Raw genomic sequence first — 16,417 nt, 5'->3', positions numbered from 1 at the left:
TTTCGATGAAATTTGCCTCCAGAGTCCCGACGTGTCAATACCGTGTGACAGAGAAGTTTCCAGGAGTGGGCGACTCCGTACTGGCCACAGGCATTGACGGTCTTCCTCACGGCGTGCGAAGGTCTGCGCAATCGTTTCGATGGCTTATGGGTCAACGGAACAGTGGACGGCGAACCGGTCAACCACGTGGACCGGCGGACCGTATGACGCTATGGAGCTACGGACCGGATCGCGGATCGGGTCCGACGACACGAGGAGGCGGCGAAGCAGCAGTGGCCACGATCTCCGACGTTGCACGGATGGCCGGGGTGTCCACGTCCACCGTGTCGCACGTCATCAACGGCACCCGGCCGGTCCGCGACGAGACCCGTACGCGCGTCGAGGAAGCGGTTCGGGCCACGGGCTACCGGCGAGACAGTCTGGCCCGCGCGCTGCGCCGCTCGCGCACGGACTCCATCGGCCTGATCCTCACGGATGTGGCCGAGCCCGCATTCGCGGCGATGGCCCACGGGGTCGAACGGGAGGCCATGGGCGCCGGCCTGACCGTGTTGCTGGCCAACTCCGGCGAGGACCCGGAGCTGGAGGCCAGAGGGCTGGAGGTCCTGGCCGAGCGGCGGGTCGACGGCCTGCTCATCGCCCCGGTCGCCCGCTCCCATCGGGAGGCGATCACCGCGGTCATCGACCAGGGCACTCCGGTCGTCCTGATCGACCGACTCGGCGGGGTCAAGGCCGACCAGGTGGGCGTCGAGAACACCGCCCCCATGCGGGAGCTGGTGCTGCACCTGGTGCGGGCGCACGGCCATCGCCGGATCGCGCTGGCCGCGGGGGACACCGACGTCTCCACCATCGCCGAACGGCGGCGCGGCTACCTGGAAGCCCTGGACGAGGCGGGCATCGAGGTGGACGACGCCCTGATCGTCACCGGCAGCGGCCGCGCGGAGGACACCCGCGAGCGCATGACGAGTGTGCTGCGCCAGCCGCAGCGACCGTCGGCAGTGGTCGCAGCCGGCACGGAGACCGCCGTGGGCGTGCTGGGGGCGGCGAAGGGGCTCGGCCTGAGCACGCCCGAGGACCTGGCCTTCGCCACCTTCGACGGCTTCCCGCACACGGACCTGTTCCGCCCCGGCATCACCACGGTCACCCAGCCCGCCCACGAGATCGGTGCCACCGCGATGCAGCTGCTCCTCAGCCGCATCGACGGCACCCTCACCACCCGCCCCCGGGCCATCCGTCTCGAGCCCGAGATCACCTACCGGGAGTCCTGCGGCTGCCCGGCCTGAGCCACCACCACAGCAAGAAAGGGGGCAGCGGGAGAGGTCCAGTCTCCCGCCGCCCGAGTTCAGCGAACCATCACTGAAGGGGTCAGTCTCCCATGTCCTCGCACACCCTCGAACACCTCACCCGCCCCACGCGGGCCCGCACCGCACGCGTCTCCAGCTGGGACCAGCGGGGCCGCAACCAGGACTACTGGACGACCCCCGCGCACTCCAGCCGTGTCCTGGCCGATCTCGAAGGGCCGGGCCGGATCACCCACATCTGGATGACCCAGTTCTGCCGCCAGACCCTCGGCCCCGGCCTGATCGACCCCCTTGAGGCCGACACCGTGGCCCCGGTGATGGAGATCCACAACGCGCTCGGCGTCAACTGGGAGGAGCCGGACCCGGACTACTACCGCAAGGTCCTCATCCGGATCACCTGGGACGACGAGGAGGAGCCAGCCGTTCTCGTCCCGCTCGGCGACTTCTTCGGCATCGGCCACTGCATGCCCAACAGCTACCAGTCGGCCCTGTTCACCGTCTCCGCCAAGCCCGAGGAGTCGTTGATCTTCGGCGGCAGCGCGGCGTTGAACTGCTGGGCGCCGATGCCGTTCAACAAGCGCGCCCGCATCGAGCTGGTCAACGAGAACGACCTGCCGATCCAGCAGTACTTCTACATCGACTACGAGCTGTTCCCCGAGGAACTTCCCGAGGACACGCTCTACTTCCACGCCCGCTGGAGCCGCAGCAACCCCTGCAACGGCTGGGCCCCGGACATCCAGACCAACAGCCCCGAGGTCAACATCGTCGATGTGACCGGCGAGGACAACTACGTCATCCTCGACACCGAGGGCAAGGGCCACTACGTCGGCTGCAACCTCTCCGTCCACCACCGGCAGGGCAGCTGGTGGGGCGAGGGCAACGACATGATCTGGATCGACGACGACTTCCAGGCCGACGGCTCCGCCAGCTGGCCGCCCTCCCTGCACGGCACCGGCACCGAGGACTACTTCAACCACGCCTGGGGCATGCAGAAGAACGCCTACCTCTACCACGGCGCGATCCTCCACGAGGCCGACGTCCCCGGCTACTCGGTCAACTACCGCTTCCACGTGGCCGATCCGATCCGCTTCGAGGAACGCATCCGCGTCTCCATCGAGCATGGCCACGGCAACCACCTCGCCGACGACTGGGCCTCGACCGCGTACTGGTACCAGACCCTGCCCTCCCCCAAGGCCACCATCCTGCCGCTGGAGCAGCGCCTGCCCGTTCGCCCGGCCGGACAGCCGATGCCCGCCGCCGCGCCGCGCACCGGCACGGTCGCCGAGGAGATCGCCGTGATGCGCGAGCGGTACCAGGCCCGTTTCGACCGCCACATGGAACGTCTCGCCGAGCGCACCCGGCAGCGCGGCGAGCGTTCGCTGCAGGAGTCCGAGGCCAACGTCCAGCAGGCCGCCGCCGTCCGCCGCCGCTACGACGAGCGCGCCCATGACTGAGACCCAGACGGCGGTAGCCCTCGACACGCACTTCCCGGCGGTCCACCTCCGCCCGCCGGCCCACTGGATCAACGACCCCAACGGCCTCGTCTTCCACGACGGCAACTACCACGTCCACTTCCAGTACAACCCGCACAGCGCCCGCCACGCGGACATGCACTGGGGCCACTTCCGCAGCCCGGACCTCATCCACTGGGAACTGATGCCGGTGGCCCTCGCCCCCACACCGGGCAGCGACGACGAGGGCGGCATCTGGTCGGGCAACGCGGTCTCGCACGACGGCCGCCTCACCGCCTTCTACTCCGCCCGCCACAACGGACGTTGGCACCAGCCGGTCACCTCGGCGGTGTCGTACGACGGCGGTACGACCTTCACCAAGCGCGGCCGGCTGCTGATCCCGGAGGCGCCCGAGGGCACCACCATGTTCCGCGACCCGTACGTGTGGCGGGACGGCGACCGCTGGCGCATGCTGGTCGGCGCGGCCCTGGCCGACGGACGCGGCGCGGCCTTGGAGTACACCTCGCAGGACCTGGACGAGTGGTCGTACGAGGGCGTCTTCCTGGCCCGCCCACCGCACCCCCTTCGCGATGGCCGCAACACCGAGGAGGGCTGGGAGTGCGCCCAGTACGCCGCCTTCCCCGACGGCACCGGCGCGGTCCTCGCCAGTGCCTGGGACCCGGAGGACGGGGCGAGCTGCGCGATCTACTGGCCGGGCCGCGAACAGGACGGCGAGTTCCACGCCGCGTCACCTCGACTCCTCGACCACGGACCCGACTTCTACGCTCCTGCCCTTCTGCCCGCACCTGACGGACGTTGGCTGATGTGGGCCTGGATCTGGGAGGCCCGGGACGAGGAGTACGTCGGTGCCCCGAGCGTGTGGACCGACGAGGCAGGGTGGGCGGGAATGCTGTCCGTGCCCCGTGAGGTGTCGCCAGACCCGGACGGCGAGCTGATCCAGCAGCCCGCCCGCGAACTGCTCGCCTTGCGCGGTGAACGCCGTATCGCCGCCGCGGGCAAGGTGAGCGCCGAGCAACCGGTGGACCTCGGCGAGGTGGCCCGGGCCACCGACCTGATGGTGACCCTGGAGCGCGGCGGACGCCTGCGGCTGCTCACCTCACCGGGCGGGACCGAGTACCTCGACATCGTGCACGACCCGGTCACCGGCGAAGTGCTCGTCGACCGCGCTTACGCCTCCCTCGACCCCCGCGCCAAGGGCGGCAGTTGGTGCCTGCCGTCCGAGGGACCCACCGCGAGCCTGCGCATCCTGCTCGACCACTCGGTCGCAGAGATCTTCACCGCCTCCGGACGCACCCTCACCCTTCGCTTCTACCCTGTCGGCGACGGTCCATGGCGCGTGCAGATGGGTGCGACGGGCGTCGGCTCGGCCGCGTACACGCTCAGAGCATGGGACCTGACCCCGCCTGAACAGCTCGGTGGCCGGTAGACCGACTCGTGGCACCCGCGTGGGCTGTCCCGCCAGAAGCGGCGGGGCAACCCACGCATGCCCCATTGCCCCGGCGACGTCCCTTACCACCGTCCACCCGCAGCTGTTCAGTGGCAGGCCACGACGAAGCCCTGCCCTCGCTCACCCCGTACCTTCCGAGAAAAGACCAGCATATGAGTCCGCGTCAGATCACCGTCCTGGGTGAATGCGTCGCCGACGCCTTCACCCAGCCCCCGCCTGCCCCGAACGAACTCGCGCTGCGGGTACTGCCCGGCGGCGGCCCCGCGAACACGGCGATCGCCCTGGCCCGCCTCGGCACCCCGGCCCGCTTCCTCGCACGGCTCTCCGACGACGTCTTCGGACGCCTCTTTCGGGCCCACTTGGAGGCATCCGGCGTCGACCTCTCGCACGCCGTCATCGCTACCGAACCCAGCACACTGGCCGTGGCCGAACTGGACGCCACCGGACAGGCCGCGTTCTCCTTCCACGCCCAAGACACCGCCGACTGGCAGTGGACCCGGGACGAACTCGCCGACGTGGACCTGTCCGAGACGACCTGCCTGCACACCGGCTCCCTGGCACTGGTGCGAGCCCCGGCGCGGCGGTCGTCGAAGAGTTCCTCGCGGCAGCCGCACCGCACACCACCGTCAGCATCGACCCCAACGTCCGGCCGCTCCTGGTGGAGCCCCGGGTCTACCGAGACCGGCTCACCCACTGGTGTGCCCTTGCCGACATTCTGCGGCTCAGCGAGGACGACCTGGCCCTGCTGCTGCCAGACACCCCACCCGAGCAGGCATGCGACATCTGGCACGCCGACGGAGCACGGCTCGTCCTCATCACGCTCGGCGCCCACGGCGTCCTGGCCTCCCTCGACGGAGAACGCATCCAGGTACCCGCGGTGCACACATCGGTTACTGACACGGTCGGTGCGGGCGACTCGTTCACCGCCGGACTGCTACCTCGATACCCGAGGACTCCTCGGCAAACGGCTGACCGCGCTCGGGATCGAGGAAGTCGCGGAAGCCTGCCGGTTCGCCGCCCGGGTCGCAGCCCTGACCTGCTCGGTCGCCGGCCCCAACCCACCCTGGCCGCAGCAACTGGCACAGCACGCGACCACCAGCGACGCGTCACAGCAGACTGACGCGGCGGCCCAGAGCCGTTGAGTCCGCGTTCGGCTTCTGCGCACCGAAGGACTTCTGGAGCTCATGGCGATGATCGAACGGCTCACATGCCAATCACTCAACCGTTGGCCCAGCAGCAACCGTCCCTCAGGTGGGCGGCACACTAAGACCGTTGGGGGTTGCCCAGGTCGGGCTCGCGCAGAGACTGCGCCTGCAGTCTTTGCGCTGAAGGTCGTGGCTGCGTTGGCGGGCAGAAGCAGCGGCGTCGGGGCACCGACTCGTGCAAGCCAGCCTTGATCACCTCCAGAGGGCGTGCTGGCCGCCTACGAGGCAGACAGAGTGCAGAGGCCAATCGCCGGGGCTCTCGATCAGTGAGGCTCATAGGGGCACGGTGCTTTCCCGGACCACGAGGGTGGGCCGGAGCAGGACCTGTTCGGCCTTGGCATCTGGGTCCTTGAGCCGGTCGAGGAGGAGGCGCATGGTGTGTCGTGCGACCAGTTCCAGTGGCTGGGCGAGGCTGGTCAATCCCGGGTCGACGAAGTGTGCGCCGACGCTGTCGTCGAATCCCACGATGCCGACGTCACGGCCGGCGGCCAGTCCTCGCTCCCGGCACGCTCGGAGTGCACCGATCGCGATCGTGTCGCTGACGCACACGAATCCTGTTGGTGGCGTCTTCCTGTCGAGGAGTCGGCCGGCGAGTTCCCGGCCCGTGCTGATTTCGTCGGGCCCGCGGACCGCGAGATCACGGGTCGAGAAGCCGTGTGAACGCATGGCGCGGCGCCAGCCGGACTCCCGGTCGTCCCCGAACCCGTTGCGCCCGTCCCAGCCCAAGTAGGCAATGCGCCGGTGACCGCGTTCGGCGAGATGGTCCACGGCCTGCTCCATACCGGCGGCGCCGTCGACGTCGACCCACCACGTGTCCGACATGGGATGCCCCCAGGGGCGCCCGAAGGAGACGAAGGGAATGCCGCGTTCGCGCAGGAAGGTGATACGAGGGTCGTGGTCCTGGGTGGAAGTGATCACGAAGCAGTCGACGGTGTTCGTGCTGAAGATCTCCTGGATGACCTGGATCTCTTCCTCGTCGGTGGCGGCGGGGTGGCAGTAGACCGCATGGTCGGCCCGGTGTGCCGCTACCGAGAGTTCGTAGAGAAAGCTCGCCCAGACCCCGCCCGACTGACCTTCGGTGGTCGGCAACAGCCGAAAGCCCACGGCCCGCGGAGACTGCGTTCGCAGTGAACGCGCAGCCTGGTTGGGTCGGTAACCCAACTCGTCGACTGCTTTGAGGACCCGACGCAACGTTGTTGGGCTGAGACGGTCCGGGGAGTTCAAGGCGTAGTGAACGGTCTGCTTGGAGACTCCCACCCGCGCCGCCACCATGGCCATGGTCGGCCTTGACGACGCGGACGTTCCCTCAGCGGCCGGCTTGCGACCGCGCCGCGGAACCGATGGTTGATCGGTAAAACCCATCCGCTCATTCTGGTGGGCAGGAAGCGCGACAGTCAAGCATGTTCGACCCGCCCGCCCGCCTGACCGTATCGTCGCGCCGATCAGGGCCGCAGGATCGCTGAGGGCTGTCGTCGAGCGTCCCCCGGGTGTGTCATGCGTATGCCCCGCGCCGCAGAGGACACCCGTGACCTGGTGGAATATACGCGAAGTGGTCAGGGGGTATGCCGGGCCCCTCCCGATGGCGCCCCAGTGTGGGCGCCACTGCGACGGTCGCCGTCTCGTGCGTGCAGACCCCTTGACTTGCTGCGGCAAACGGCCCTACGGTCCCCGTTTTATCGGTAACACACAAGTTATATCGATGACACCGAGGGCCAGCGAACCTGCGCCCACAAGCTCGACCAGGCGCCGTGACGCGGCGAAACGATCAAGGGCTGCTCTACGGCGACGTACCGTCAGCGGAAGGGATGACTGTGTTCAGAGGCAAGAATGTGATCAAGGAGGCGGCTGCCACCACGGCTGTGGACCGCCGCAACCTCCTCAAGGCGGGCATGTTCGCCGGTCTCGGTCTGGCCGCCGCGCCTGCGCTTGCGGCATGCGGCGGTGGCTCCGCGGGGAGCGGACCCGCACTGAAGTGGGCGGGCTGGGACGGACCGCCCCAGTCGGAGGTGTTCCGTCGGTTCTCCGAGAAGATGACCGAGAAACTGGGGGTGAAGGTCACCTACCAACAGGTTGTGGGTGACTACCTCTCCAAGCTGCTGTCGCAACTGTCGGCCGGCGCTGCTCCCGACGCCTTCTACGTCGGTGACATCTACATGGCCAAGCTGATCGAGACCAAGCAGCTGCTCGACCTCACCGACTACCTGGACAGTGGCGACGCCGCGGTCAAGCTCGATGACTTCCACGAGGGGCTGTACCAGTGGTGCAGGCCTGCGGATGGCAGCCCCGGGCTGTACGGGCTGCCGGTGGACTGCAGTCCGCTGGTGTTCTGGTTCAACAAGGACCTCCTGGCCGAGGCGGGCGTCAGCACCGACCCGGCTGCCCAGTTCGAGGCGGGCACCTGGACCCAGGACGCGCTGACCGACCTGCTCGACAAGATCCGCGCCACCAAGAAGAAGGGTCTGCTGATCGGTTCCGGCAACTGGTTCGACTGGTTCGGCTGGATGTCCACCTTCGGCGGGACGCTCTTCGACGACTCCGGCAAGGCGGTGTTCGACTCCGACCCCAAGTCCCAGGAGGCACTGGCGTGGCTGTTCGAGCAGTTGAAGTCGGGAAACATCGCCTACTCCGGCACCCTCCCGCAGGGACAGAGCGGTGACGTGCTGTTCTACGCCGGCCAGCTGGCCTGCGTCACCTCCAGCCGCGTCATCCTGCCGAACGTCAAGAAGCTGAAGTTCGGCTTCGACATCGCCCCCTTGCCCTCCCTGTCCGGTAAGGACGTCATGCCGGTACCGGTCAACACGGCGGCGCTGTCGGTCAACGCCAAGTCCAAGAACCAGGCCAAGGCGCTGGAGTTCCTCGGCAACTACCTGAACGCCGAGGGGCAGAGGTTCCGCCTGTCCGGCGGCGGCAACGCGGTGCCGTCGGTCAAGGGCCTGGACGACATCGTCACCGAGGGCCACGTGCCCGCGCACGGCAGCCTGTTCAACGACGTCGCGGCCAAGGGCTACGCAGTCCCCAGCGCGATCGCCGGCAACGCGAAGGTCGCCAACGAGCTCCCGCGGCTGGTGGACAAGATGCTCAAGGCGGGCAACGGGACGCCGAGATCGTTCAGCGGCAAGGTGGTCCAGCTGATCAACAAGGGGTCCTGATGGCCGTAAGCAGCGCCCGTTCCCGGACCCCGGCGCAGCAGGGGCCCGGGGACCCGGACGTCCGCCCGGACCGCCGTAGCCGGCGCCGGCGCCGTGGGGACACGGCCGCGGGATACCTGTTCCTGGCGCCCCAGTTGCTGGGGTTGGTGGTGTTCATGGTCGGCCCGTTGCTGTTCGCTCTGGTGCTGGCGTTCTACCACTGGGACGGGTTCGGCACCCGATCCTTCGCCGGCCTGTCCAACTTCGTCGACGTGGTGTCCTCCCCGCGCATCCAGCGCTCCGCGGTCAACACCGTCTGGTTCACGGTGTTGCAGGTGCCGGGACTGATGCTCACGGGATTGTTCTTCGCCTTGCTGATGCAGCGTGCCGGCAAGCTGACCCCGGTGTACCGGCTGGCGTTCTTCGCCCCGGTGATCACCTCTTCGGTCGCGGTCGCGGCGATCTGGCTGTGGCTGTTCAACCCCGACATCAGCCCGGTCAGCAACGCGCTACGCGGGATCGGGCTGCCCGCGCCGAACTGGCTGCAGGACGCCCGGTTCGTCATCCCGGCTTTCGCGATCGTCGGGATCTGGCAGGGCCTGGGCTACCAGCTGGTCATGTTCATGGCCGGGCTGCAGAGCATCGACCGTTCGTACCTGGAGGCCGCCTTGCTGGACGGCTGTTCGGAGTGGCAGAAGCTGCGGCACGTCACCATCCCGCTGCTGTCCCCGACCATCCTGTTCCTCTCCATCACCTCGATCATCGGCTCGTTCCAGGTGTTCGACTACATCTACGTCTTCTTCGGCAACGGGGCTCCGGACTCCGCCCGCACCATCGTCTACGAGGTGGTCCAGACCGCCTTCGGCGAATTCAACTTCGGGGAAGCATCGGCTCTCGCCTTGCTCCTGTTCCTGGCCCTGCTCGTAGTCACCGGCTGCCAGCTCGCAGCCCAGAAGAGATGGGTCCACTACACAGAATGAGTACTTTCTCCGACACCATCAGCCGCGCGGTCAGGACCGCCAAGGGCGCTTCCGGCCGCGGCCGGCCCGCCCGTCACAAACTGCTGCTGCACGCGGTCCTCCTCGTCAGCGCCATCGGCATGGCGCTGCCCTTCGTCTGGATGCTGTTCTCCTCGTTCAAACCCCTGGGCGAGATCTTCATGCAGCCGCCCAAGCTCTTCCCTCAGGACTGGAACCAGCAGGGCTACCGCACCGCACTGGAGGGGGCCGACTTCGTCCGCGGCCTCTGGAACAGCACCTACATCGCCCTGACGGTCACCGCGGTCTCCCTGCTCACCTCGGCGATGGCCGCCTACGCGTTCGCGCGGATCGACTTCTGGGGCCGCCGTTGGCTGTTCATGGTCTTCCTCGCGACCATGATGGTCCCCGGCCAGCTCACGATCATCCCGCTGTACATCATCATGGGCTGGCTGGGCTGGGTGGACACCCATGCCGCAATCATCGTGCCGCCCGCGCTGTTCAACGCCTTCGGCGTCTTCCTGCTACGTCAGTACATCAAAGGCATCCCCGTGGAGTTGGAGGAAGCCGCCCAGCTCGACGGCGCCGGACGGGTCCGCAGGTTCGTGACGATCATCCTGCCGCTGCTGCGCACCCCTCTCACGGCGTTGGGGATCTTCACCTTCCTCGCCCAGTGGAACAACTTCTTTACCCCGCTGATCTTCCTCAACAGCTCCGAGAAGTTCACGCTGCCGCTGCTGGTCAACCAGTTCATGGGCCAGTACACCTCCGACTGGCCCGCTCTGATGGCCGCCACGACATTGCTGGCGGCACCGATGCTGGTCGTGTTCGCGTTCGCGCAACGCCAGATCGTCGAAGGCATCGCCCTGTCCGGCTCCAAGTCCTGAGCCACGCACATTCAGAAGGCCGGTTCTCGAACTCCGGGCTACGCCCAGCCACCCAGCGCACCCAGCCCATGAACCCCACGACAAGACCCATCCGAGAAGGGCACGCATGACCCCCCACGGAGACCCCTCCGATCACGACAACCCCACCCACGACCCGGCACCCGCGCGGTCCCAGCACGCTCCTCCCGGTCACGACGACCACACCACCACCGCCACAGAAAAGTCCCGGCCCGACACCGGGTGGACGCTCAGCACCACCGAAACCGACGACGACTACGCGCCGACCTTCCTCGGCAACGGCTATTTCGGTGGCCGGATCCCCGCGGCGGGGACGGGATACGCGACGACGCCGATCGAAAGCCAAGCCCACCTGGCCGGTTTCTTCGCCCAGGACGGCCCGGTCGAGAAGTACGCGAACATCCCGACCTGGTCCACGCTGGCGTTCTCTGACGAGTCGGGCACCTATGGCCGGCTACCCCAGGCGGCGCGGGCAGGTGAACAGGATGACCGGGAGCAGGGAGCGGTCAGCGACTACCGGCAGACACTGGATCTGCGGGCCGGGTTGCTGACCACACAAGCGACGTGGACCTCACCGGCGGGCCGCCGCACCGATCTCACTTACCAGGTACTGGTGCACCAGGCCCGGCATCGCGTGGCCGCCGTCCAGCTCACCTTCACCCCGCACTGGAGTGGCAGCGCGCGCGTGTCCGGGGTCTTCGACGGGACCAGCGCAAGGCTGACCGAACAGTCGAGCAAGGGCTACGACGGTGCGGCGGCCGAGTCGTACGAGACGGTGACGACGCTCGGCACGGGCATCACCGCAGCGCTCGCGTCGCGGCTGGAACTGCCCACCGGGGTGGCGGCACACGTAGCAGAGTTCGAGACCGACGAGGTCCAGTCGGTCGGTGTGCAGACGACCTTCGATGTGCAGGCCGGCAGCGCGTACACGGTCACCAAATACGTAGGCGTGGCCAGTTCCCAGGACTCCGAAGACCCGGTGTCGGCTGCTCGCGCCGCCGCGGCGGCCGCGGCGGACACCGGGTACGGGGACCTGCTGGCCGAGCACGAGGCGACGTGGGCCGACCTGTGGCGGGCCGATATCGAGGTCCTGGGGGATCCGGTGCTGCAGCTGCAGGTCCGCGCGAGCATGTTCTACCTGCTGGAGAGCGCCCGCGCCGGGGTGAACTGGAGCCTGTCCCCGTGCGGCTTGTCCGGCGACGGTTACAACGGGCACGTCTTCTGGGACACCGAGACCTGGATGTATCCAGCGCTGCTGGCCCAGCACCCGGACATCGCGGTGGGTATGAACACCTATCGCCAGCAGCGTCTGGCCACGGCCCAGGAGTATGCGGCCCGAACAGGGTTCGCGGGTGCGAGGTTCCCCTGGGAAAGCGCGCTGCATGGGGACGAACAGACCCCACCCGGCTGGGAAATGGGTGACCTCGAACACCACATCACTGCCGACGTCGCACTCGCCCACTGGCAGTACTACCTCGCCACCGGCGATCGCGGCTGGCTCGCAGAGAAGGCCTGGCCGGTGCTGAAGGGTGCCGCCGAGTTCTGGGTGAGCTCCGCCGTTCCCCATGACACCGGCGGCTACGACATCAACCAGGTGATGGGTCCGGACGAATACCACTTCCCGGTCGACAACAGCGTGTACACCAACGTCGCGGCCGCCAAGGCCCTGCGGATCGCTACCCGGGCGGCGAAGGTCGTGGGCGTGGCCGCGGACCCCGAGTGGGACCGGGTCGCCGACGGCCTGCGGGTGCTGTTCGACGAGGAGCTGGGCATCCATCCGCAGTACGACGGCTACGACGGCGAAACCATAAAGCAGGCCGACGTGGTGATGTTGCAGTATCCCTGGGAGCACCCCATGCCCGCCGAGGTCGCGCGGAACGATCTCGACTACTACGTGCCGCGCACCGACCCTGACGGGCCGTCCATGACCGACTCCATCCACTCCATCGCCCACGCCGCTCTGGGTATGCCCGGGTCCGAAGCCTACGACTTCATGCGGCGCAGCGTGGACCCGTTCATACGCGGACCGTTCAACCAGTTCGCCGAGGGACGTCACGGAGGCGCGTTCACGTTCACCACCGGACAGGGCGGTTTCCTGCAGGTGTTCCTCTACGGCTTCAGCGGGATGCGCTGGCGTGAAGACCGACTCAGGCTCGACCCGACCCTGCCACCTCAGTTGGACGGCATCACCCTGCGCCGGATGCTGTGGCAGGGACGCGAGTTCGACGTCGCGATCGGCCCGGAGCACACCACGGTCACGCTGACCGGAGGCCTCCCGACGCAAGTAGAGGTCGCGGGCGCGACACACCCACTGCGTCAGGGCGCACCGCTGATCCTGCCAACCCGCCGGCCTGACCCGCTGCCCACCAGTGACCTCGCCGGTGCGTCGAGGAGAGCGTGACCGCAAGCTCCCGGTCCCTCTCCGCGTCCATCAGCGCCGCGACAGGCAATCCGGCCACCGCCTGACCATCCACGACGCCGTTGCTGCCCGCCGCAAACCGGTCATCACCGCAGTCGTAGTGGCGGCGCATCAGGCCCAGGGCAACAACCCACTGCGACTGGTGGCCCGCGGACGCGAAGGGAGCCCCGCGGATCCCTCAGCGAAGCGGTGCCGCCTGCGACACCGTCGTCCGCAGCCCGAACCCAGCCTCCACCGGTTCGGCAACGTGGCCAAGACCAACGCGCTTGCAGGCGTACCCCCGCAGGCAACGGCGTCTGATGCACCGTCTCGACAGTCTCCCAGGAGATCGAACTCATGAGTGCACAAGCACACCGGAACCCGGCAACTGCGTGCCAGGGGGCAGGATCGGAGTCCTCCTGTCGCCCAGAGCGCCCCGTGGGCTCAGTGACCACGACCTCACCGGCCTACCGGGACCCTTCGAGACCGCTCGAGGAACGCCTCGAGGATCTGCTCGCCCGCATGACGCTGCCGGAAAAGGTCGGGCAGATGCTGCAGCTGGACGCCCGGGGCGACTTGGAGGACGTCGTGGCCACGAAGCTGGCCGGGTCGATCTTGCATGCCTCGCCCGAGCGCATGCTGGCTGCCGTCGAGCTGGCGGCAGACACCAGGCTGGGCATCCCGCTGCTCGTCGCTGACGACTGCATCCACGGCCATTCGTTCTGGCCGGGTGCCACGATCTTCCCCACGCAGTTGGGGATGGCCTGCACCTGGGACACCGAGCTCGTTGAGCGCATGGCCCGGGCCACCGCGGTGGAAGTCGCCGCGACGGGCATCCACTGGACCTTCTCGCCGGTGCTGTGCATCACCCGCGACCTGCGATGGGGCCGTGTGAACGAGACCTTCGGGGAGGACCCACTACTCATCGGGGAGCTGGGCGCCGCGATGGTCTGCGGGTATCAGGGAGCGGGACTGGACGACCCGACAGCGGTTCTGGCCTGCGCCAAGCACTTCGCGGGCTACTCGGAGACGCAGGGCGGACGCGACGCGAGCGAGGCGGACCTGAGCCGGCGCAAGCTGCGCTCGTGGTTCCTGCCGCCGTTCGAGAGGGTCGCTCGCGAGGGCTGTCGCACGTTCATGCTCGGCTACCAGGCGATGGACGGGGTCCCGATCACGGCGAACAAGTGGCTCCTGAACGATGTCCTCAAGGGCGAATGGGAGTTCACCGGCACGCTCGTGACCGACTGGGACAACGTGGGCCGGATGGTGTGGGAGCAGCAGGTCTGCGCAGACGCCGTGGAGGCCGCAACGGTCGCAGTGCAGGCCGGAAACGACCTAGTTATGACCACCCCGGACTTCTTCAAGGGCGCCCAGGAAGCAGTCGCGCAGGGGCGGCTGCGAGAGGAGGAGATCGACGAGGCGGTCCGGCGGATCCTAAAACTCAAACTGGAACTGGGCCTGTTCGAGGACCCCCGCGCGCCGGACCGGACACGCCAGGCCGACGTGATCGGGTGCGCCGAGCACACCGCCCTCAACCTCGAAATCGCCCGAAGGTCCCTGGTGCTGCTGCGCAACGACGGCACCTTGCCCTTGGAGGGCGGATTGATGGTAGACGGTCAGGGGCACACCGTGACCCCTGCGGGCCCTCGCACGATTGCCGTGATCGGTCCCAACGGCGACGACCCGCAGGCCATGCTCGGCGACTGGGCCGGCGCTTCCGGTCAGGTGGACTGGATGCCGGACGGGCACCCGCGTGAGACCGTCACGACGGTGCTCGACGGTTTCCGCGCAGCCGTTCCAGACGGGTGGACGGTCACCTACGCCCGAGGCGCCGACATCGGGCGCCTCGTGCCGGACCCGCAAGGACCGGTGTACCCCGACGGGCAGCCACGTCCGCCGCTGTTCGCGCCCGCGCCCGTCGACGAGGCTCAGATCGCGGAGGCGGTGAGCCTCGCGCGCGCGGCTGATTACGTCGTCGCCGTCGTCGGAGACACCGTCGCGCTGACCGGTGAAACTTGCTCGACCGCGACCCTGGAACTGCAGGGCGGACAGGTCGCCCTCCTCGAGGCGCTCGTCGCCACCGGCACACCCGTCGTCGTGGTGCTGGTCCACAGCAAGCCCTCGGTACTCCCCGACGCCGCGCTGGCGGCGGCAGCGCTGATCGAGGCGTTCAACCCAGGCATGCGAGGCGGCCGGGCAGTGGCCGAGCTCGTACTCGGTCTCATCGAGCCGTCGGGACGCCTGCCCCTGTCCGTGCCACGCCATGTCGGGCAGCAGCCCGTCTACTACAACCAGGTGCGCGGCCAGCACGGTGACCGTTACGCCGACCTGACCCAGGAACCACTCTTCGTCTTCGGGGAGGGCCTGTCCTACAGCACCATCGAGTACACCGACCTGGCCGTCCTCGATGAAGTCGTGCCATGGGACGGCGTGGTGCGCGCCGAGGTAAACGTCTCCAACACCGGCACCCGGCCGGTACTGGAGACCGTGCAGGCCTACATCAGCGACTTGGTCACGAGCGTCACGTGGGCAAAGCAGGAACTCAAGGCCTGGCGGCAGGTCGCGATCCCACCCGGCGACAGCGTGCGGGTTCGACTGTCGATCCCCGCCGCGGCATGCTCCCTGGTCGACGCCGAAGGGCGCCGGATCGTCGAACCCGGAGCGTTCGACATGCTCGTCGGCCACAGCTCACGCCCCGCCGACCTGCTTCGCGCCCGCTTCACCCTCAGCCGGCCATGACATCCGCCACGCTGCCACGGTTCAGCGAGCTGGTGCCTCGTCGCTGTCCCGCCCGCCGCGTCACGTCACCCGCTACGGCAGCGCCGACACCGGCGTGCAGGCCCTGTTCCGGAACCGGCCGATTCCCAGCGACCTCGCCCTCGGCACCCGCCGCGCCCGAGCGGCCGCCCTCCTCATGTTCGCCCTGCCCGGCGGGGCCTACATCTACCAGGGCGAGGAACTGGGCCTCTACGAGGTAGAAGACATCCCGGAAGAACTCCTCCAGGACCCCACCTGGGAACGCTCGCCGCGACGGCTGCCGTGTCCCCCTCCCCTGGACCGGCGACACCCCGCCCTTCGGCTTCGGCACCTCCGTGTCCGCCATGCCCTGGCTGCCCCAGCCCGAGGACTGGGAGTCCTACACCGCCGAAGCCAACCAGGCCGACCGCACCTCCATGCTCCAGCTCTACCGCTCCGCCCTGCGCCTGCGCCGCACCAACCTGGGCCTGCGGGGCGAAGAGCTCCGTTGGCTGGACGGTCCGGCCGACACACTCCTCTTCGAACGCGGCAACGGCCTCCTGTGCGCGGTCAACCTCTCCGACCAGCCGATCCCACTTCCCGACGCCTGCGGTCCCCTCCTCGCCTCAGGACCGCTGACCAAGACGGGCTGCTGCCCCCCGACACCACGGGTCTGCTGCACCGGGACTGATGCGCCCCGGCGCACCCGAACCCCTCGACCAGCCCGGGCCGCCGGCCGGTTCACTCCCATGCACGACGCCTGGTGGCAAGCCGCCGTCAAAGCGCACGGAAGGGTGCGCACCCGCAGGATCTCGCCCACGTGGCTGGCGTCGGTGTCGTGGTAGCGCAAG

General features: G+C 68.5%; 11 protein-coding genes and 1 pseudogene. 10 read left to right on the top strand and 2 right to left on the bottom strand.

Annotated features, from left to right (window positions below; all coding sequences use genetic code 11):
* Positions 1-272 precede the first annotated feature (272 nt).
* The 4 genes and pseudogenes from PV419_RS02590 to PV419_RS02575 all read left to right on the top strand — a co-directional run bounded on the left by PV419_RS02590 (position 273) and on the right by PV419_RS02575 (position 5,359).
* Positions 273-1,280 carry a LacI family DNA-binding transcriptional regulator gene (locus PV419_RS02590; protein ID WP_319685962.1) on the top strand — a complete coding sequence of 336 codons (1,008 nt, stop codon included), beginning with the start codon at positions 273-275 and terminating at the stop codon, positions 1,278-1,280.
* Between the two features lie 92 nt (positions 1,281-1,372).
* Complete coding sequence (locus PV419_RS02585; protein WP_319685961.1) at positions 1,373-2,752, top strand: glycoside hydrolase family 172 protein; 1,380 nt, start codon at positions 1,373-1,375, stop codon at positions 2,750-2,752.
* On the top strand, positions 2,745-4,196 hold the full coding sequence (locus PV419_RS02580) for a glycoside hydrolase family 32 protein (protein WP_319685960.1): 1,452 nt from the start codon (positions 2,745-2,747) through the stop codon (positions 4,194-4,196). Before PV419_RS02585 ends, PV419_RS02580 begins: the two co-directional genes overlap by 8 nt.
* Before the next feature lie 173 nt (positions 4,197-4,369).
* Positions 4,370-5,359: pseudogene (locus PV419_RS02575) on the top strand (carbohydrate kinase family protein).
* Positions 5,360-5,695: 336 nt separating this feature from the next.
* On the opposite strand, the gene PV419_RS02570 reads toward PV419_RS02575, so the two are convergent.
* Positions 5,696-6,700: a LacI family DNA-binding transcriptional regulator gene (locus tag PV419_RS02570; protein ID WP_319685959.1), complete on the bottom strand. Its 1,005-nt coding sequence runs from the start codon at positions 6,698-6,700 to the stop codon at positions 5,696-5,698.
* A gap of 527 nt (positions 6,701-7,227) precedes the next feature.
* On the opposite strand from PV419_RS02570, the gene PV419_RS02565 reads away from it, so the two are divergent.
* The 5 genes from PV419_RS02565 to PV419_RS02545 all read left to right on the top strand — a co-directional run bounded on the left by PV419_RS02565 (position 7,228) and on the right by PV419_RS02545 (position 15,569).
* On the top strand, positions 7,228-8,571 hold the full coding sequence (locus PV419_RS02565; protein WP_319685958.1) for an extracellular solute-binding protein: 1,344 nt from the start codon (positions 7,228-7,230) through the stop codon (positions 8,569-8,571).
* Positions 8,571-9,530 carry a sugar ABC transporter permease gene (locus tag PV419_RS02560; protein ID WP_319685957.1) on the top strand — a complete coding sequence of 320 codons (960 nt, stop codon included), beginning with the start codon at positions 8,571-8,573 and terminating at the stop codon, positions 9,528-9,530. The genes PV419_RS02565 and PV419_RS02560 overlap by 1 nt, the downstream gene beginning before the upstream one ends.
* Positions 9,527-10,414: a carbohydrate ABC transporter permease gene (locus PV419_RS02555; protein WP_319685956.1), complete on the top strand. Its 888-nt coding sequence runs from the start codon at positions 9,527-9,529 to the stop codon at positions 10,412-10,414. The genes PV419_RS02560 and PV419_RS02555 overlap by 4 nt, the downstream gene beginning before the upstream one ends.
* Positions 10,415-10,520: 106 nt before the next feature.
* Positions 10,521-12,833: a glycosyl hydrolase family 65 protein gene (locus tag PV419_RS02550; RefSeq protein WP_319685955.1), complete on the top strand. Its 2,313-nt coding sequence runs from the start codon at positions 10,521-10,523 to the stop codon at positions 12,831-12,833.
* 519 nt (positions 12,834-13,352) lie between these two features.
* Positions 13,353-15,569 carry a glycoside hydrolase family 3 N-terminal domain-containing protein gene (locus PV419_RS02545; protein WP_319685954.1) on the top strand — a complete coding sequence of 739 codons (2,217 nt, stop codon included), beginning with the start codon at positions 13,353-13,355 and terminating at the stop codon, positions 15,567-15,569.
* Here PV419_RS02545 and PV419_RS53125 read toward each other — a convergent pair.
* Entirely contained in the window at positions 15,556-15,933 is a 378-nt protein-coding gene (locus PV419_RS53125) for a hypothetical protein (protein WP_415925209.1), read from the bottom strand. The two genes, PV419_RS02545 and PV419_RS53125, sit on opposite strands and share 14 nt — an antisense overlap.
* Here PV419_RS53125 and PV419_RS53120 point away from each other — a divergent pair.
* Positions 15,932-16,411 (top strand): DUF3459 domain-containing protein, encoded by a 480-nt coding sequence (locus tag PV419_RS53120; protein ID WP_415925221.1) that lies wholly within the window; start codon positions 15,932-15,934, stop codon positions 16,409-16,411. The two genes, PV419_RS53125 and PV419_RS53120, sit on opposite strands and share 2 nt — an antisense overlap.
* Positions 16,412-16,417 lie beyond the last annotated feature (6 nt).

Source organism: Streptomyces sp. ME19-01-6, assembly GCF_033793745.1.
Taxonomy (GTDB): Bacteria; Actinomycetota; Actinomycetes; order Streptomycetales; family Streptomycetaceae; genus Streptomyces.
This window is presented reverse-complemented; position numbering and strand designations above follow the sequence as displayed.